The following is a 17,998-nucleotide window of genomic DNA, read 5'->3' as shown; positions in this document are numbered from 1 at the left end:
TGAGCCTGCTGTGACTGAGCCTGTTCTGAGAGGGGAGGGGACGATGTCGAACCGACGGGGCGAGAGCCTCACCGGCTGGGCGTTCGCGGCACCGTTCGCCGTACTGTTCGCGCTGTTTCTCGTGGTGCCCGCGATCTACGGGCTCTACCTCAGCTTCACCGGCGAGACGCTGACCGGATCAGGTGGCAACCTGCTTGGGTTCGCGAACTACGCCGAGGCACTGGCCGACCCCGACATGTGGCGGTCGCTCGGCAACACCTTGTGGTTCACGGTGCTGAGCACGGTCCCGTTGGTCGTGTTGTCGCTGGCGTTCGCGTTGCTGGTGAACCTGGGGCTGCCTGGGCGCTGGCTGTGGCGGTTGTCGTTCTTCCTGCCGTACCTGCTCGCCTCGACCGTGGTGGTGATGTTCTGGTCCTGGATGTACAACCCGAAGCTGGGCCTGATCAACGGTGTGCTGGCCGAGTTCGGGATCGCGCCGGTGGCGTGGTTGCAGGATCCGAAAGTTGCGATGATCTCGGTCGTGGTCACCACGTTGTGGTGGACCATCGGCTTCAACTTCCTGCTCTACCTGGCCGCGCTGCAGAATATTCCCGAGCAGCAGTTCGAGGCGGCCGCGATCGACGGCGCCGGCAAATGGCGGCAGCTGTTCTCGATCGTGATCCCGCAACTCGCGCCGACGACAGCCCTGATCCTGACGCTGCAGATCCTCGCGTCGCTCAAGGTCTTCGACCAGATCTACATGCTGACCAACGGTGGTCCGGCCGGATCGACCCGCTCGGTCGTGCAGTACATCTACGAGTCCGGCTTCACCGGCTACCGCTTCGGTTACTCGTCAGCCATCTCGTACCTGTTCTTCGCGATCATCGTGCTGGTGTCGCTGGCGCAGTACAAACTGATCAATCGCAGGAGCGCCGCATGAGTTCCTACACGTTGTCGCGTGGAATCAACAGCAGGATCAAGCAAGGACATAAGCCGGGCGAGAACCCGTGGAGCATCGCACGGATGGCTGCCCTGCTGGTGCTGGCGTTCCTGGCCGCCACCTGGCTGGTGCCGTTCGCTTGGGCTGTGCTGACGTCACTGAAGAGTGAGGCGGACGCCGGTGCCTCGTCGATCAGTCTGAATCCGCCGGACGGGTTGGGCTTCGATGCCTACCGCAAGGTGCTGTCGGCCGGCGACATCCCGGCCTGGGCGTGGAACAGTCTGCTGACCTCCGTTGCAATCACGCTGATCACGGTCGCCACCTCGGCGCTGGCCGGCTACGCGTTCTCGCGGATCTCCTTCCGTGGCAGGAGATGGCTGTACGCCGCGATCATTGCGGCGATCATCATTCCGCCGCAGTTGCTGATCGTGCCGCTGTTCCGGCAGATGCTGACCTTCAACCTCGTCGACACCTACTGGGGCATCATCCTGCCGCAGGCGTTCGCGCCCGCGATGGTGCTGATCCTCAAGCGTTTCTTCGACCAGATCCCGGTGGAGCTGGAGGACGCGGCCCGGGTCGACGGCGCGAACCGGTTGCGGGTGTTCTGGTCGATCGTGTTGCCCTTGTCACGTCCGATCCTGGCCGCGGTCGCGATCTTCGTGTTCATCGGTGCCTGGAACAACTTCCTCTGGCCGTTCATCGTGACCACCGACGCGGACCTGATGACGTTGCCGGTCGGGCTGCAGACAGTGAAAAGCGCCTATGGCCTGCAGTATGCACAGAACATGGCCTCGGCAATTCTGGCCGCACTCCCGCTCGTGGTGGTGTTCCTGTTCTTCCAGCGCCAGATCATCAAGGGCATCGCCACCACCGGATTCGGTGGCCAGTAAGGAGTTGTCCAAGGTTTGCGTGACAGGACAACGTTTGTACGAAAACTGGACAACAGTTCCGGAACCCGGGATTCCTGAACTCATCCCTTGAAAACCTCGTCACTCTCAGCAAGGCTTCACGGATCACTTCCGCGTCGTTTCCGGGTGCGGACAGGACGGGGGAGTGTGCGGCTGCATGGAAACGTGCAGGCGCGCCATCTGTCACTCGGGGGTTGTAACGACAAGAAGGGGGACGCGTGTCAGCGATGACAAGGCTCGCCGAGCAGTGCCGTGATGTGAGGAGTCACGGCAACGGAGGTCTCGGACGGGCTTCGATCCAACCAGCGGTCTGCACCGGCATCCACGAGGTGAACTCGTCGATCCCGTCGGCGCATCCGCGACGCGTGGCAGTGCTCAGACTGAGCAACGGTGTGACCGCCACGCTGCGTCTCGGCAAGGGCGCCACGGCGCCGGAGCGAGGCGCCACTGTGTTCGTCCGGGGCGGCCGCGGGATGGGCGATCAATCGCAATCAGGTGGGGTCGAACTCGTGTCGGCCGTACCGGACTGAACACATCCACGGTCCAGACCACTGGGCTGAATCAGTGACTCGCCGGTCTCAGGTCCCAACGCCGAGCTGAGGCCGGCAAGTCCCTGCCGAGGGCTCAAAGGTCTGCCCTGCAACACGTTCTGACCCGTCAGTGCCGATTGATGGCGGATCAATCGGCTGATCGGTCAGGTATCGCCGTCATCAGCGCGCGGATCTCCACGGGGGAGAAACGCGCCTCCGGAAGGCGCGCGGCAAGCTCGGTCGCGCGCTCGAGCGAACACTCGATCAGGTAGTAGCCGGCCAGCAGCTCCTTGGCCTCGGTGAACGGGCCGTCGGTCACCGCCGGTACGCCGTCCTGCAGCCGCACGACGCGCGCTCCGGCGGTCGTGAGTCCGTCGGCGGCGATGAACTCACCGGCCGCCCGCATCTCGGCCACCAGAGCGCGATGGGCGTCGTACACCTCGTCCATCCCCTCGGCGCGCATCGCCTCCCAGGCCTGGTTGTTCCCGTAGATCAGCAGCATGTATTTCATGCCGCCAAGCTACTGAGTCACCAGGCCGCGGTCACCAGGTGGCGCCGGCTGGTGCCTTGGTGACGGCGTTCAGCCGGTTGAACAGGTTGGTGAGGCTGATCATCAAGATGATCGCGGCCAGCTGCGTCTCGTCGAAGTGCTGGGCGGCGGCCGCCCAGGTCGCGTCCGACACTGCCTCGCCGCGATCCGCGATCCGGGTCGCTTCCTCGGTGAGCGCGAGTGCGGAACGCTCGGCGTCGGTGAACAGGTCGGACTCGCGCCAGGCAGCGACCTGGTGCAGCCGCTCGTCGGTCTCGCCGTTCTTGAGCGCCGACTTGATTCCGCCGAACACGCAGGCGGAGCAGCCGTTGATCTGGCTCGCCCGCAGGTGGACGAGTTCCAGTACCGGGCCCGGCGCTCCGCCTTGGTGAATAGCCTTGAAGATGTTCTGAATGCCTTTCATGGCGTCCGGAAGCAGAGCGGTCGGGCTGGTCATGCGTGCGGTCATGGGTCGTACTCCTGGTTCCGTTGGGGTGTCTTCACTCCCTCGACGGATCCCGGCGCCAGGATGTGACAGCGGTCTGCAGATCTTTTCGGACCCGGTCCTCGACAGATACGGTCAAGTCCGAATACTGAGCGGTCAGGCAGACCGGTCCGGAATATTCCGCCCGCACCAGCGCCGCGTGAACGGCGCTCCAGTCGGCCAGCCCTTCGTCGGCCTGCCCGAAATGCGTCCTCCAGCGGCGCCCGTTCTTGGGATCCGCGTTCTTGAGATCGGCGTTCTCGAGATCGGCGTTCTCGAGATACATCGCGTTCTTGAGATTCACGATCCCGAGACGCGCGGCCCCGAGCTCGATCGTGACCGCCGGATCATCACCGGCCAGCGCGTCATGAGCTGCATCCCAGACCAGCCGGAAGCGCTCCGGAAGCCCGTCCAGCAGCTGCAGCACCCCGAGCGTCGACGAAACGAACCTCCCGTGATGCGGCTGCACTCCGACCTGGACGTCGTACCGCTCGGCCAGTACGACGGAAGCCTCGAGCTGCTCGCGATTCCGCCGTACCGAGGCCGCGTAGCCGTCGTCACCGAGCGGCGCCATGATCCGGATCAGCGGCACCCCGGCCGCCGCGCAGGCTGCGAAGACCGACTCGGTGAGGTCCGAGGCCACGCTGATCGGCTCGATGCCCTCGGCACGCAGTTGCTTGGTGAACTTCGGCAGCTCGGCTTCCGCGGTCGCCGTCGTCACGTACGCCGTGTCCCGGACCGGGACCTCCGCGCCGGCGAACCCGAGACCGGCGATCAGCCGCCCGAGCTCGTCTCCGGGCAGCCCCGCCCAGGGTTTGGTGAAAACGGACCAGAGATAGGTCATTGTCAGCGGCCTCCCAGCCCACTCATGGTGATACCTCGGATGAACCAGCGCTGGGTCAGGAAGAACAGCACGATCAGCGGCACGGTCGTGACGGTGGCGGCCATCAGGAGCAGGTTCCACTGGGTGCCGTTGGTGTCCTGGAACACCTGCAGCCCAACCGACGCCGTACGGGTCGCGTCGCTGTTGGAGATGATCAAGGGCCAGAGCAGGTTGTTCCACTGACCGATGAACTTGAAAACCGCCAGCGTCGCAATCGCCGGGATCGCCAACGGCACGATCACCCGGACGAATGCCTGCCACCGGTTCGCGCCGTCCAGCCGCGCAGCCTCCTCGTAGTCGCGGGGGATGCCGAGGAAGAACTGCCGCAGCAGAAACACCCCGATCGCCGTGAACGCGTGCGGCAGGATCATCCCCGGCCAGGTGTCGATGCCGTGCAGCTTCGCGACCAGCACGAACTGCGGGATCAGCGTCACCTGGGACGGGATCATCAGCGTGGCAAGGTAGATCCCGAACAGCCAGCTGCGGCCGGGGAAGTTCAGCCGGGCGAACGCGTACGCCGCGAGGGCGGCCGTGACGGTCTCCAGCAAGGTCGTGCCGGCGGCGAAGTAGATCGTGTTCAGCAGGTACTTGCCGAGCGGGACGAGGTCGAACGCGCGGGTCAGATTCTCCGGGTGCCAGCTACTCGGCCAGAACGACGGTTTCGCGGCCATCGACTCGGCATCGGACTGGAAGGCGACGAGCACCATCATCACGACCGGGACCAGCGTGATCGCGGTGACGACGAAGCAGGTGAAGACGATGAGCTTCCTGCGGATCAAGCTAGTTGTCATAGTGCACCAGCTTTCGCTGCATGGTGAACTGGGCCGCGGTGATCACCACGATGAAGGCGAACAGCACCAGCGACTGAGCGGCGGCGTACCCCTGGTCGTAGTTCTCGAAGCCGGTCCGGTAGATGTACATGACGAGTGTGGTCGTGCGGGTGCCAGGACCGCCGTTCGTCATGATCAGCGCCTGGTCGAACACCTGGAACGAACCGATGATCGACGTCACGATCACGAAGAACAACGCCGGTGACAGCATCGGCAAGGTGATGTTGCGGAAGCTCTGCCAGGTTGACGTCCCGTCCACCCGGGCCGCTTCGTAGAGCTGCTGCGGGATCGCCTGCAACCCGGCGAGGAAGACGACCATGCCGAAGCCGAAGCTCTTCCAGACGCTCATCACGATCAGCGCCGGCATCGCCCAGCTGTCCGAGATCAGCCATTGCGGCCCGTTGATGCCGAACCATCCGAGCACGGCGTTCACCAGGCCGTCGTGCGGGATGTAGAGCCAGATCCAGACGAACGCGACCGCTACCGTGATCGTTGCGTACGGCAACAGCAGCAGCGAGCGGAAGACCGCGACGCGCTTCAAGCCCTGGTTGAGCAGGAGCGCGAGCGCGAGGCTGACCAGGATGGTCAGCGGGACGCTGACAAGCGTGAAGTACGCCGTGTTGCCGAGCGCGGACCAGAAGGTCGGATCGGGACCGAGCCGGGCGAAGTTGCGCAGCCCTGCCCAGGTCGGAGCGCTGAACAAATTCCAGTCGAGGAGGGAGATCACGCCGGCTGCGACCACCGGCCCGGCGGTGAAGATCAGGAAGCCGATCAGGCTGGGCAGGATGAACAGCCAGGCGGTCAGCGACTCACGATTGCGCCAGCGCGGGGTCGGCCTCGAGCTGGTGGTGCTTGTCGTCGGTGCTGCGGCCGCGGGTGGTGCGGTGTCGACGGCCATCGTTCACCCCTTCCTGGCGGTGGCTTGGCGGACGGTGTCCTGGTGCTGACGCATCAGGATGTCCAGGCGCGGAGTGAGGCCGGCGATCGCGTCGCCGACCGAGACCTGGCCGAGGAAGGTCCGCGGCAGGTCCTGGCCGAGCAGTTGCTTGACCTGGTTCCAGTTGGTGGTGACGTCGAACGCGTGCCCGCCGGCCAGCTTGCCGGCCAGGATCTCCTGGACGATCCCGAGGTTGTCCGGTGGTGCCTTGAACGCGCTGCCGGCACTGAGCCGGGCCGGATTGTTGCGGCCGGCCTTCGCGTAGATGTCGAGCGCGCCGGTGCTGGTGAGAGTCTTGAGCAGCTTCCACGCGAGGTCGAGCTCGGCTCCCTCGCGCACCCCCGATGGAATCGCGAAGCTGGACCCTGACACCCGAGGCGTACTCCCGGCGGCGCCGGCCGGAAACGGGATCACGTCCCAGTCGAACTTCGCCTTCCGTACGTTGACGACCTGCCACGGGCCGTTCTGCATGAAGGCCACGTTGCCCTGGATGAAGTTGGACAGCGAACTCTCGGTGACCAGGTTCTTGATCGGTGGCGTGACCTTGTCCTGTACGAACAGATCGATGACGAACTGGATCGCCTCCAGCGCCTCCGGTGCACCCAGCGTGCTGCGGTCCGCGGCCTCGTTCATCACGTTGCCGCCGGCACAGTAGATCCAGGACACGAGGTCGTCGATCGCCGGTGCACAAGTGAAGCCGTACTGGTCCTTGCCGGTGAGTTGCTTGGTCAGCTCCCTGAAGGTTGCCCACGGCATCGGCTCGGTCCGGGACGGCAGCGGGATGCCTTGTTTCTGCAGCAGCGTCTTGTTGTAGTACATGACGGTCGGGGCGACGTCGAAACCGATCGCGTAGGTCTTCCCGTTGAAACTGGAGAGCCGGCGGCTGGTCGGATAGAAGTCGTCGAGATCGAAGTCCGGATCGGCCGCGATCAGATCGTCCAGCGGCCGGTGCGCACCACGGGCGGCGTACGTCGGGATCAGGGTGCCGTTGATCGCGGTGACCAGACTCGCGGTCCCGCTGACGAGTTGCAGGTCGAGCTTGGTCGGGTACCCGCTGGACGGCGTGAGGGTCGGGACCGACTTCACGCCGAGCTGTTGCTCGACGTACTGGCTGAAGTCCTCCCAGACCTTCTTCTCCGCGGCGCTGCTCGACCACATGGCCCAGGTCGCGGCCCCTTCGGGCGGGCCGGTTGAGCAGCCGGTGACGGCCGCCCCCAGGCCGGCCAGTCCGGTGAGTTCGAGAAAGCTGCGGCGGGACAGCTTGGCTGGCATAGCTCTCCTCGGGGTGTTGCGTTCGTGCTACTTGAAGGCAAGTTCGATCGCTTCGGCGCGGATGCGTTCCTCGTCGACCTGAACGCCCAGGCCTGGGGCGGTGGGGACCGTTGCGACGGCCTTGGTGATCGTGAGTCCCTCGACATACAGGTCCGAGAGCAGCTCCGGACCGTTGAGCTCGGCGGGCAGCGCGAGCTCCAGCTGGCTGAACATGTGCAGCGCGGCGGCGAACGCGATCCCGCAGTCGGTGAGCCCGCTCGCGAGAACCTCGAGTCCGCCAGAGAGCGCTATCTGGGCGGTCTTGAGCGCGTTCCGCAGACCACCGGACTTACAGACCTTGACCACGACCAGATCGGCCGCGTCCAGGCGGATCGCCCGGGCGAGATCCTGCGCGGAGAAGCTGCCCTCGTCGATCGCGACCGGGAGGTCGATCAGGCCGCGCAGCCGGGCCATCGCGAGCGTGTCCGTGCTCGGAACCGGTTGCTCGACACAGTGGATCGTGCGGACATCGCGAGTCCGGTCGAGCAGTTGTTTGAGGGCGCTCGGCCGGTACGACTGGTTGGCGTCGAGCCACAGCGGCTTGCCACCGGCGACCTCGGCGACCGTCCGGATCGCCGCGGCATCGGCATCCAGATCGCCACCGATCTTCACCTTGTACGCCGCGTAGTCCGACGACTGGATGGCGTGATCGCGAACCGTGTCCTGGTCGCCAACCCCGATCGCGGAGCACAGCGGGATCTCGTCGTGCACCTTGCCGCCGAGCAGTGCGTGCACCGGAACCCCGGCGAGCTTGCCGGCGGCGTCGTGCATCGCGACGTCGACGGCGGCACGGGCGAACGGGAAACCGTTCGAGACTGCTGGGCTGAGTCGCTTGGCGGCGCGTCGATGGAAGAGTTCGATGTCGAACGGGGTGAGATCGAGCAGGATCGGCGTCAGATGCCGGCGGATGATGACGGCCATCGTCTCGGCGGTCTCGTAGCTCCAGCTGGGGAGCGCTCGCTGCTCACCCCAACCGACCACACCGTCCTCGGTCGTCAGCTTCACGAAGACCACCGCGGCGGCCTGATCCGGCCTGCTGTCCGGCGCTCCGACCGCCCCGCTCCCGAGAACGAACTTCCGCGCGAACGGCACGGCAACCGCAAAGACCTCGACCTGTCTGATCTTCGACATGGCAGTCCTCTCAGGCCGCGATCGACCAGACGGCCGGGTCGACGAAGCTCGGTCCGCGGGTGCCGTGGTCGAGCCACCGGAGCGCGTCGCCGAGCACGTAGCCGGCGAGCGCCAGGTGACCCTCGGCGGTGTCGCCGGCGATGTGCGGGGTGAGCAGGAGATTCGCGTTCTGGAGAACGCGCTCTCCGAAGATCGGGGGCTCGGGATCATAGACGTCCAGAGCGGCGTACAGACGGCCGTCGAGAACGTGGTCAAGGAGAGCGGTCTGGTCGATCGCGGGTCCGCGGGAGGAGTTGACCACGACCGCGCCGTCCGGGATCCGGCTGATCAGCTCGCGAGTGATCATGCCCTTGGTCTCGGGAACGTTCGGAACATGGATGCTCAAGAACGCGCTCTCTACGGCGTCACCGATCTCAGCCGTGCGCACGCCGAGCTCGGCCGCGCGTTCTGCGCTCAGGTACGGGTCGTAGACGACGAGATCGCAGCCGAAGGGCTTGAGCAACGTGATCAGCGCTCGAGCGGTACTGCTCGCCCCGATGATCCCGACCTTCGCACCCGCCAGCTCATGACCGCGGAACCCGGTCTGCTTCCAGCCGCCGGACCGGATCGCGCCGTCGAACCGGGGGAGTCGCCGGCCCTGCGTGAGCATCGCCGCGAGGCAGTACTCGCCGACCGACCATGCGATCCGCGGGCCCGCCGAGAACACGGCGATCCCCTGATCGAGGATCTCGGGATCGATCAGGTTCTTCACGGTTCCGGCTGCGTGCGCGACCACCTTCGGCCCGGTTCCGCCCGACCACAGTTCCTTGCCAAGCGTCGGCGTACCCCAGCTCGTCAGGACGACATCGGCACCGGCCACCAGATCAGGTACCGCTGCGGGGTCGAGTGCAGCCGGCTTGGCCGGGTCATCCGCGCCGGCCAGGTGCTGCTCGGTGGCCCAGACCACCTCGAACCGCTCGTCGAGCAGGCGCCGGGTCGCGGCGTCCACCACGTCCGCGGCCCGTGCTGGTGAGATCAGCGCGGCAAGTCTCAGGCCGGAGTCAGTCGCGGATTCAGGCGCAGAGTCAGGCACAGGGTCAGCTCCTCGGTTGGTCGTTGGCTCGACGGTAGGCGCTTTCCGTTATGCAGGTCCAAGCCCGATTTCGCATGAACCGATACCGTGCCGGTATGGATCTCTCGCTCCAGCAGTTGCGCGGCTTCGTCGCCGTGGCCGAGGAACTGCACTACGGCCGTGCCGCCCAGCGCCTCAACCTGACCCAGCCGCCGCTCACCCGGCAGATCCAGGGGATAGAGCGCTCTCTGGGCGTCCGGCTGTTCGACCGGACCGGCCGGGGCGTGAGACTCACTGCCGCTGGAGACGCGTTTCTCGATCACGCCCGTCGCGTTCTCGCGTTGCTCGAGGTCGCTCCGGAGGCTGCTCGGCGGGCGGCGGACGGGCACACCGGAACGCTCCGGATCGCGTTCACGGCGATCGGCGCGTACGCCGTACTGGCGGACTTCCTGACCACCGTCGCGAAGCACGCGCCGGCCGTAACCGCGGAGCTCACCGAACTGGTCAGCCCGGATCAGTTCGAGGCGCTCGCGAAGCTGGAGATCGACATCGGGCTGGTGCGTCCCCCGATCCCGGCTCAGTTCGCGTCGGTGCTCGTGCACTCCGAAGATCTCGTGCTCGCCGTACCGGCGGATCATCCGCTGGCGGTCGGCGACTCGGCAGTGTCGCTGGCCGATGTCACCGAGGAGTACATCGGGTACAGCCCCGAGGGTTCGCAGTATCTGCATGACATCTGCGCGGCGATGATCGGGATGGATCGGTACGCCGTGAGTCAGCTGGCGTCGCAGGTTCCGACGATGCTGGCGCTGGTGCGGGCCGGGCTGGGGTGTGCGTTGATCCCGCGGTCGATCATGGCGATGCGCGTGGAGGGTGTCAGCTACCGTGAGCTGGACGCGTCCGACGCGCATTCGGTGACGTTGCATGCCTGCTGGAGTCCGGACAATCCCAACCCGGCCTTGCAGCGGCTGACGGCAAGCTTGACTTCGAGTGCGCTCTAACTCGTACGCTCCAAACATGACTGGACAGCACGCAATCGGCTCGGGATTCGGCCACGACAGCACCGCGGACGACGTACTGGCCGGCATCGACCTGACCGGCAAGCTCGCGGTCGTCACCGGTGGATATTCCGGCCTCGGCCTCGAGACGACCCGAGCGCTGGCGAAGGCCGGCGCGCACGTGGTGGTCCCGGCCCGTCGCCCGGACGCAGCCAAGGAAGCGCTCTCTGAGATCGCCGGCGTCGAGCTCGACCAGCTGGATCTGGGTGATCTCGAGAGCGTTCGAGCTTTCGCGGACCGGTTCCTCGCGACCGGTCGCAGTATCGACCTGATGATCGACAACGCGGCGATCATGGCGGCCCCGGAGACCCGGGTCGGGCCTGGCTGGGAGGCGCAGTTCGCGACCAACCACCTCGGGCACTTCGCGCTGGTGAACCGGCTGTGGCCGGCACTTGCCGCCGGCGGCGGGGCGCGGGTGATCTCGGTGTCGTCGAGCGGGCACCGGCGGTCGGACATCCGTTGGGACGACCTGCAGTTCGAGCAGGGGTACGACAAGTGGGCTGCCTACGGGCAGGCGAAGACGGCGAACGCGCTCTTCGCGGTACAGCTCGATGCCCTCGGCAAGGATTCCGGGGTGCGGGCCTTCGCACTGCACCCGGGCGGCATCCTGACTCCGCTGCAGCGGCACCTGGAGCGCGAGGAGATGGTCGGGTTCGGCTGGATCGATGCCGACGGCAACCCGCTGAACCCGGGGTTCAAGTCGCCCGAGCAGGGCGCCGCGACGCAGGTCTGGGCAGCGACCTCGCCGAAGCTCGAAGGTCTGGGCGGCCTGTTCTGCGAGGACTGCGAGATCGCCGAGCTGTCGACCGACGACAGCCCGGGCGTCCGTCCGTACGCCGTCGATCCGGAGTCGGCCGCGCGGTTGTGGACGATCTCGGCGGAGCTGACCGGAGAGAACGCATTCCGGTAAGGTCGGTCGAAGGGGTGCTGTGACTGTCGCTTCGGTTCCGTCCGCCGACCTCGGCGAGATCATCAGCCGCCTGCGCGCGGCCGGATGCGTCTTCGCCGAGGACGAGGCTGCGCTGATCGCCGAGACTGCGCGCGACGCGGCCGACCTCGACGCGATGACCGAACGCCGGGTCTCCGGCGAGCCGCTGGAGTACGTCGTCGGGTGGGCGTCGTTCCGTGGGCTGCGGATCGCGGTCGATCCCGGCGTGTTCATCCCACGCCGCCGTACCGAGTTCCTGGTCGAGGAGGCGCTGCGGGTGACCGCGCCTGGCGCCGTGGTCGTCGACTTGTGCTGTGGCTCCGGCGCACTGGGCGCGGCCGTTGCCGCCGAACAGCAGGTGACCCTGCATGCAGCCGACCTCGAGTCGGCTTCGGTGCGGTGCGCAACACGCAACCTCGTGCCAGCGCGGGGGACTGTCCACCAAGGCGATCTGTACGACGCGCTGCCCGCGCAGCTCCGCGGGCATATCGACGTACTCCTGGCGAACGTGCCCTACGTGCCGACCGAGGAGATCCGGCTGCTCCCGGCGGAGGCCCGGCTGTACGAACCGCACGTCACCCTCGACGGCGGGCCGGACGGACTCCGGATGCTGCGCCGGGTGGTTGCGGATGCCGGCGAGTGGCTGGCGCCTGGTGGGCATCTCTTCGTCGAGGTGAGTGACCACCAGGCGCCGTTGGCGCTCGGCGTCTTTGTCGAGCACGGCCTGGCCGCGGAAGTCACGCTCGACGAGGAGCTCGGTGCGAACGTTGTCCACGGCACCTATCTCGGCCTCTAACGGTTTACCGGCGCCGACCTCGGATCACTGTGGCTCGAGGGGCAGCCGCAGCACGGCGTCCGGGACGTTTGCCGCGTTACTTGTCCGGATGGAATCGAGCTCGGGCTTCGACAGCGCCCGGGTGTAGAGCCGTACCTCGTCGAGCGCGCCGGCGAAGTGCTGGCCACCGTCGAGCCGCCGGCCGATGTGGACGAGGAACGGACGGCCCGGGCTCACGCTGCCTGCCGGAGCGGCTGCCACGTTCGGGTTCGTCACACCATCGACGGCCAAGGACAGCTTGCCGTCCTCCCGTTTCAGGACGACGTGATGCCATTGCCCGTCGTTGTAGGCGTTGTTCGTCTGGACGACGGCGGTGGTGTTCTGATGACTGATGAACCCGCGAATGCGGTTGCCTTCCGGTTCCGCCCGGAGCCAGACCTGGGAGAAGTTCTCGCCCACGTTGTACGCCCAGAAGATCGGGTGATTTCCAGTGGTCGCGCTGTACTTGACCCAGGCCGCCAGCGTGAAGTCTCCGGCATTGACGGCCATGGACTCGGCGAACGGTACCTGGACGTAGTCGTCGGTCCCGTCGAGCCGCACGGCCTGGCCGAAGCGGCCCGCGACCGCCGTGGCTCCGCCGCGGATGCGGGACGTGTTGGCGTGGCCGGACAGGTCAGGAGTGGCGACGCCGCCGGTGTAACTGTCCGGCAGACCGAGGTCCGATTCGGTGAACGAGGCGTACCTGATCGATTCGTTCTGCTCGGTGACACCTCGCTCGTACAGCAGCCCGATCTGGCCGCTGTTCGCCTCGACCAGGTCCGAGTAGGCGGACGGACCGGAGTAGATCAGGGTGCCCGCGGAGGTGTTCTGGTAATTGACGCCTTCGTCGAAGGAGGAGCGGATCATCATCCTCTCCCGGGCGTTGACCGACGGCGAGGACAGCAGGATCCGGTTGTACTTGTCGCCGTGCGCTGTCGAACGCAGCCGCAGTACGGCGCTCTGGACAGTCGGCGACTCGAGGTTGGGGAGCTTCTTGAACTCCGCGTCGAAGGTCAGGCCGCCGTCCGAACTGACGGCGTACACCTTGTCCCGGCCGTCGTACGGATGAGGGGCGTCGGGGTCGGTGTAGTCCGGCTTGTTGTCCCTGGCCAGCACGTAGATCTGACCGTTCGCCCGTTCGACGACACTGGCCTCGCCGGCCATCCGATCGGCTCCGGCCGGCGACTCGGCACCCCGGTGCCACGTCGTACCACCGTCATCGCTGTACACGAGCGCGGTGCGGTGGAACCCACCGAACCACATCGGAGCGACCAACCGGCCACGAGTCGCCGCTGGGCCGTCGGCGAGCTGGATACCGTGGCCCGGGCCGGGCATCCCCTGGCCTACTTCCGACGACAGGTTCCGTGGCGTCGACCAATTGAGTCCGTCGTCCTCACTGATCTGCAGGTACGCAAGGCGCGGCGGTCCTGGCGTCTCCGGATCCCCGTCACTGATCTCCGGGCTGTACCTGGACAGCAGGACGATGCGCTCGGACTCCTGGTCCACGATCGGGACCGGATTGCCCCACGTGGTCGGCGCATGCTTGTCGCCGCCGGGGATGCCGCTGGCCACCAGCAGAGGCGCCTGCGTCACGGCCGGGATCCAGGTGCGGCCGTTGTCGGTCGACCGGCGCAGAACGAGGTTGTGGTCGCCGTTGTCGAGACAGTTCCCTTGGCGCCCCTCGGCGAACGCGAGCAGCGTCCCCTTCTTGGTACGCACGATGGCGGGAATGCGGTAACAGGCGTAGCCGACTCCACCCTCGAAAACCGTACTGCCCGAAATCGCCGCCTCTGCTTGTCTGGTTGCGACGGGCGCCAAACCAGCGCTCGCAATCAGGATCACCGCCATGAGAACCCGTCGGTACATCGTTGCCTCCCCTAGTCGCGCAGCCGAATCCGCACACTAGGGATGACCAGGAACGCCCCGCTGCCCGTACCGCACCCGTACCCCCGTGAAGTCGGGTCGGTGATCAGATGCGGCGTTGGGTGTGGAGGAGGTAGTCGCGGCGGTTGAGGGGGTTGTGGTCGGTGCGGGGGCGGTTGGGTGGGGTGCCGACGACTGGGTGGTAGTGGGAGAAGGTGGATTCGAGGACGCCTTCGCCTCGGGTGAGACCGGGGAGTTGCTGCTCGAGTTGGTAGACGGCGGCCGCGGGAATTGCTCCTTCTAGGGTTGAGGTGCCGGCGGCGAGTGCGGGTACCTGGGGGATCGCTCGGAGACGGGCAAGGGCAGACAGTACTGCGCTGGTGGTGTCGGTCGGGATCTCCAACTGGAAGCGGTGCATCGGCTCGTGGACCGACGTACCGGCTTGTTGGAGTGCGGTCATCAGGACCAGGGGAGTGAGGTTGCGGAAGTCCCCGGCGGTGCTCGACATGCTCTTGTCGAAGACGGCGTGTGCGTGACTCTGCCGGGCCGAGTATCCGGAGTGCGTCAGGAACACTCGTGCGTCCGGGATCTGCCAGCCGTGCAGACCTTGGGAGAGCGTTTCACGCACGGTCTCCTCGATGGCCTTGATGAACGCGTACGGCATCGACCCGAGTTCGACCTCCAGTTCGAAGGTCACGCCGGCCTCCACCGGCGCCGGCTCGATCCGCAGTCCGATCGTCGCGAGGAACGGGTTGCCGTCCTTCTTCTTGATCTCGAACGCCGCTCCGGTACCGTTCACGCGCTCCACGCAGATCGTCGTGGTCTCGCGAAACCCGACCTCGATCCCGAACTCGGTCGCGAGCGTGGTCTGGATGACCTCCTTCTGGACCTCGCCGTACAGGGAGACCGAGGTCTCCTGACGCACATCGTCCTGCCGCACGTTGATCAGCGGATCCTGCTCGGCCAGCTGAGAGAGCGCTTCCCGGAGCTTCCCCTGATCCCCGGGTCGCTGCGGCGTCACCACGGTCTCGAGCGTCGGCGGTGCGAAGAACGCGCCGGCCGCGGTTTCTCCAGAAACGCGCTCTCCAGAAACGTGCTCTCCAGTGAACACGCGATCTCCGATCTGTACGTCGGGCAGTCCCCAGATCTTGGCAATCTGGCCGGCCTGAACCGCAGCCGCAACGACAGCCGTGCCATCGGCGAAGACGCGCAGCCCGGTGACCTTCGCCTGGCTGCCGCCGTACCGGACTCGGTCCCGGATCCGAAGAACGCCCGAGAACATCCGGACATACGCGATCTTCTCTCCGGCTGAACCGCGCTCGACCTTGAAGATCTTGCCGTGGAGCGCGCTCCCACCCGTTCTCGCGGGCGGGAGCAGTTCACGGATCCCGTCGGTCAGCGCCTGAGCGCCCGTTCCTGTGATCGCGGATCCGAAGAACACCGGATGCACGAGCGCCTGTCCGGTCTGCTGGACGAGCGCGCGCCGCAGTGCATCCGGAGAGAGCGCGTTCTCGTTCTCGACAAACGTTCTCAGGAGCTCGTCGTCGTTCTCGGTCAGCACCTCGAGCAAGGCGCCGTACGGATCAGCGGCCTCGAACTCCGCAGTGCGGGTGCCGAGACGGGTGACCGATCCCATCGGTACGACGGCCGGCGAGAGCTTGTCGGTGATCGCCTTGAGCACCCCGTCGTACTGAGCGCCGGAGCGGTCGATCTTGTTGACGAAGATCAGGGTGGGGATGCGCAGTCGCTGCAGGGTGCGCATCAGCACCCGGGTCTGCGCCTGCACGCCCTCGACGGCAGATACCACCAGCACGGCGCCGTCGAGCACACTCAACGCCCGCTCGACCTCGGCGATGAAATCCGGGTGACCGGGGGTGTCGATGAGATTGACCGTCACCGGATCGACGTCGCCGATCGTGAACGACACGACCGCCGACTTGATCGTGATCCCGCGCTGACGCTCCAGCGCGAGCGAGTCGGTCTGGGTACTGCCGTCGTCGACGCTACCGACCTCGTCGATGACTCCGGCGGCGTGGAGGAGCCGCTCGGTCAGGCTGGTCTTACCGGCGTCGACGTGCGCCAGGATGCCGAGATTCAGTACTTTCACGATGCCTCATGTCTTCAGAGCAGTTGCCGGTTCCTTCCGCGACAGACATGAAGCGAGCTCGCACAATGCACTCCTTGAGTAGGGTTCCGAACATCCCGAGTACACCAACGACCGCGAAGATCGTCCAAACGTTTTAGCCCCTGGCTAAAGGAGTCCTGTGCACCCAACTGAAGCCGGCACGTTCGCCGCCGCCGTTCTCGGACCGATCGAGTCCGTGGAACCCGTCCAGGGATTCGTCGGCAACCAGACGTTCCGGATCCACGCCGCCTCTGGAGCGACGGCGTATCTCAAGAGCGGTGCCGCGATCGCCGCCGAGGCACGAGCGATCGAGCAGGCTCATGCGGTCGGCGTACCTGTTCCGGAGATCCTCGCGTCCAGCCTCGGCCGGCCGCCGTACCTGATCATGGCCGAGGTCGCGGGCACACCGTCGGACGATCCGGACGTGCTCGTCCAGGCCGTCCATGCGCTGCGCCGCCTGCACGAGATCCACGACGCTGACGCCGACTGGGCCGGCACGCTGACCCCGCTGATCACCGATCTCGGCAAGCTGGTGGGCATCGTTCCCGACGATCTCACCGACCGCCTTCGGGCGACGATGCCCGCGTTCATCGCCGGAGTGGCCGACGTACCGGCGTCGCTCCTGCACGGGGATCTGCACGCCCGGCACCTCTACGCGGTCGACGGCAAGCTCACCGCGATCCTCGACTGGGGAGACGCGTGCTACGGAGACCCGCTCTACGATCTCGCGCGTCTCACGATCACTGCCGCGCCAGAAACCGTTCTCACCGCCTACGGCCTGGACCCCAGAGAGCGCGTTCTCCAGAGAACGCTCTCTCGGTACCGGATCTTGTGGTCTCTCACGGCCCTGTACGCCGAGCATGCCGCTGACGGGGATTGGTTCGATCCCCATGTACGGCGCATCGCCGCGGAGCTCAGCTGATCAGCGTGCCGATGTGTTTGCCGCTGCTGATCGACGCCGCGGCCGCGGGCCGGTCGATGTCGAAGACATGCAGCGGCAGGCGGTGGTCGCGGGCCAGGATGAACGCCGACTGGTCCATCACCCCGAGCCCACGCTCGATCACTTCCTCGTAGCTGAGGTGGTCGAACCGGGTCGCGTCGGCATTCTTGTTCGGATCGGCGTCGTACACGCCGTCGGCGCCGTTCTTGGCGACCAGGAGCGCGTCGGCCTCGAGCTCGACGGCGCGCTGCACGGCCGGGTAGTCGGTCGTCGTGAACGGCTGACCGTTGCCTCCGGCAAGGACCACGATCGAGCCCTTCTCCAGGTGCCGCAGCGCACGCATCCGGATGTACGGCTCGGCGATGTTGTTGATCGGGACCGCGGTCATCAGCTGGACGCCGTGCGCACCGAGCGCGGACAGCCGGCCGCGGAGCAGCACCGCGTTGATGACGGTCCCGAGCATGCCGATGTTGTCGGCCTCGACACGATCGATACCCCAGTCCTCGGCCCGGTTTCCGCGGAACACGTTGCCACCACCGACGATCACCGCGACCTGGACTCCGGTGGCGCGCAGCGCGATCACCTCGGTCGCCAGGTGCGTGAGCCGGTCGCTGTCGAACCCGAACTCGTCACCCCCGGCGATCGCCTGGCCGGACAACTTGAGCACGAGCCGTCGGTACATGCTGCTCCTCATCGAAGGCGGGTGATGCAGATGTACCACAATTGTCGGCGCCGCCTTCTAATCTGCTGCACAGCTGGT

The 17,998-nt window shown here is 66.4% G+C and carries 18 protein-coding genes; 7 read left to right on the top strand and 11 right to left on the bottom strand.

Going from position 1 to position 17,998, the window contains the following annotated elements:
• Positions 1 to 43 precede the first annotated feature (43 nt).
• From ACFCV3_RS23615 to ACFCV3_RS23605, 3 genes are all read left to right on the top strand, one after another.
• Complete coding sequence (locus tag ACFCV3_RS23615) at positions 44 to 919, top strand: carbohydrate ABC transporter permease (RefSeq protein ID WP_376033123.1); 876 nt, start codon at positions 44 to 46, stop codon at positions 917 to 919.
• Entirely contained in the window at positions 916 to 1,809 is an 894-nt protein-coding gene (locus ACFCV3_RS23610) for a carbohydrate ABC transporter permease (protein ID WP_376033121.1), read from the top strand. The genes ACFCV3_RS23615 and ACFCV3_RS23610 overlap by 4 nt, the downstream gene beginning before the upstream one ends.
• A gap of 236 nt (positions 1,810 to 2,045) precedes the next feature.
• Positions 2,046 to 2,357 carry a hypothetical protein gene (locus tag ACFCV3_RS23605; RefSeq protein ID WP_376033119.1) on the top strand — a complete coding sequence of 104 codons (312 nt, stop codon included), beginning with the start codon at positions 2,046 to 2,048 and terminating at the stop codon, positions 2,355 to 2,357.
• Positions 2,358 to 2,505: 148 nt separating this feature from the next.
• Here the strand turns inward: ACFCV3_RS23605 and ACFCV3_RS23600 are convergent, their stop codons facing one another.
• From ACFCV3_RS23600 to ACFCV3_RS23565, 8 genes are read right to left on the bottom strand one after another with little or no spacing between them, the layout of a single operon-like run.
• Positions 2,506 to 2,868, bottom strand: coding sequence for a YciI family protein (locus ACFCV3_RS23600; protein WP_376033117.1), 363 nt, complete (start codon positions 2,866 to 2,868; stop codon positions 2,506 to 2,508).
• Positions 2,869 to 2,899: 31 nt separating this feature from the next.
• Entirely contained in the window at positions 2,900 to 3,355 is a 456-nt protein-coding gene (locus ACFCV3_RS23595) for a carboxymuconolactone decarboxylase family protein (RefSeq protein WP_376033115.1), read from the bottom strand.
• A gap of 31 nt (positions 3,356 to 3,386) precedes the next feature.
• Positions 3,387 to 4,214: a sugar phosphate isomerase/epimerase family protein gene (locus tag ACFCV3_RS23590; protein WP_376033113.1), complete on the bottom strand. Its 828-nt coding sequence runs from the start codon at positions 4,212 to 4,214 to the stop codon at positions 3,387 to 3,389.
• Between the two features lie 2 nt (positions 4,215 to 4,216).
• Entirely contained in the window at positions 4,217 to 5,044 is an 828-nt protein-coding gene (locus tag ACFCV3_RS23585; RefSeq protein ID WP_376033111.1) for a carbohydrate ABC transporter permease, read from the bottom strand.
• Positions 5,034 to 5,981, bottom strand: a complete 948-nt coding sequence (locus ACFCV3_RS23580) for a carbohydrate ABC transporter permease (RefSeq protein WP_376033109.1) — start codon at positions 5,979 to 5,981, stop codon at positions 5,034 to 5,036. The genes ACFCV3_RS23585 and ACFCV3_RS23580 overlap by 11 nt, the downstream gene beginning before the upstream one ends.
• Positions 5,982 to 5,984: 3 nt before the next feature.
• On the bottom strand, positions 5,985 to 7,292 hold the full coding sequence (locus tag ACFCV3_RS23575; protein ID WP_376033107.1) for an ABC transporter substrate-binding protein: 1,308 nt from the start codon (positions 7,290 to 7,292) through the stop codon (positions 5,985 to 5,987).
• Positions 7,293 to 7,319: 27 nt separating this feature from the next.
• Complete coding sequence (locus ACFCV3_RS23570; RefSeq protein WP_376033105.1) at positions 7,320 to 8,462, bottom strand: mandelate racemase/muconate lactonizing enzyme family protein; 1,143 nt, start codon at positions 8,460 to 8,462, stop codon at positions 7,320 to 7,322.
• Positions 8,463 to 8,472: 10 nt separating this feature from the next.
• Positions 8,473 to 9,534, bottom strand: a complete 1,062-nt coding sequence (locus ACFCV3_RS23565; RefSeq protein ID WP_376033103.1) for a hydroxyacid dehydrogenase — start codon at positions 9,532 to 9,534, stop codon at positions 8,473 to 8,475.
• Positions 9,535 to 9,629: 95 nt separating this feature from the next.
• On the opposite strand from ACFCV3_RS23565, the gene ACFCV3_RS23560 reads away from it, so the two are divergent.
• From ACFCV3_RS23560 to ACFCV3_RS23550, 3 genes are read left to right on the top strand one after another with little or no spacing between them, the layout of a single operon-like run.
• Positions 9,630 to 10,511: a LysR substrate-binding domain-containing protein gene (locus ACFCV3_RS23560; protein WP_376033101.1), complete on the top strand. Its 882-nt coding sequence runs from the start codon at positions 9,630 to 9,632 to the stop codon at positions 10,509 to 10,511.
• 16 nt (positions 10,512 to 10,527) lie between these two features.
• Positions 10,528 to 11,478 (top strand): SDR family NAD(P)-dependent oxidoreductase, encoded by a 951-nt coding sequence (locus ACFCV3_RS23555; protein ID WP_376033099.1) that lies wholly within the window; start codon positions 10,528 to 10,530, stop codon positions 11,476 to 11,478.
• Between the two features lie 19 nt (positions 11,479 to 11,497).
• Entirely contained in the window at positions 11,498 to 12,292 is a 795-nt protein-coding gene (locus ACFCV3_RS23550; protein ID WP_376033097.1) for a putative protein N(5)-glutamine methyltransferase, read from the top strand.
• 24 nt (positions 12,293 to 12,316) lie between these two features.
• Here ACFCV3_RS23550 and ACFCV3_RS23545 read toward each other — a convergent pair whose 3' ends face one another.
• Positions 12,317 to 14,176, bottom strand: a complete 1,860-nt coding sequence (locus tag ACFCV3_RS23545; protein ID WP_376033095.1) for a LamG-like jellyroll fold domain-containing protein — start codon at positions 14,174 to 14,176, stop codon at positions 12,317 to 12,319.
• A gap of 103 nt (positions 14,177 to 14,279) precedes the next feature.
• Positions 14,280 to 16,280 carry a GTP-binding protein gene (locus ACFCV3_RS23540; protein ID WP_376033093.1) on the bottom strand — a complete coding sequence of 667 codons (2,001 nt, stop codon included), beginning with the start codon at positions 16,278 to 16,280 and terminating at the stop codon, positions 14,280 to 14,282.
• A 157-nt stretch (positions 16,281 to 16,437) separates the two neighbouring features.
• Between ACFCV3_RS23540 and ACFCV3_RS23535 the strand changes: the two genes are divergently transcribed.
• Positions 16,438 to 17,220, top strand: coding sequence for a phosphotransferase family protein (locus ACFCV3_RS23535; RefSeq protein WP_376033091.1), 783 nt, complete (start codon positions 16,438 to 16,440; stop codon positions 17,218 to 17,220).
• On the opposite strand, the gene pyrH is transcribed toward ACFCV3_RS23535, so the two are convergent.
• Positions 17,213 to 17,920, bottom strand: coding sequence for a UMP kinase (gene pyrH, locus ACFCV3_RS23530; RefSeq protein WP_376033089.1), 708 nt, complete (start codon positions 17,918 to 17,920; stop codon positions 17,213 to 17,215). The genes ACFCV3_RS23535 and pyrH overlap by 8 nt on opposite strands.
• Between the last annotated feature and the right edge of the window lie 78 nt (positions 17,921 to 17,998).

The organism is Kribbella sp. NPDC056345 (assembly GCF_042262745.1).
Taxonomy (GTDB): Bacteria; Actinomycetota; Actinomycetes; order Propionibacteriales; family Kribbellaceae; genus Kribbella.
The sequence above is the reverse complement of the archived record's forward strand: the minus strand, read 5'-3'. Positions and strand labels throughout refer to the sequence as shown.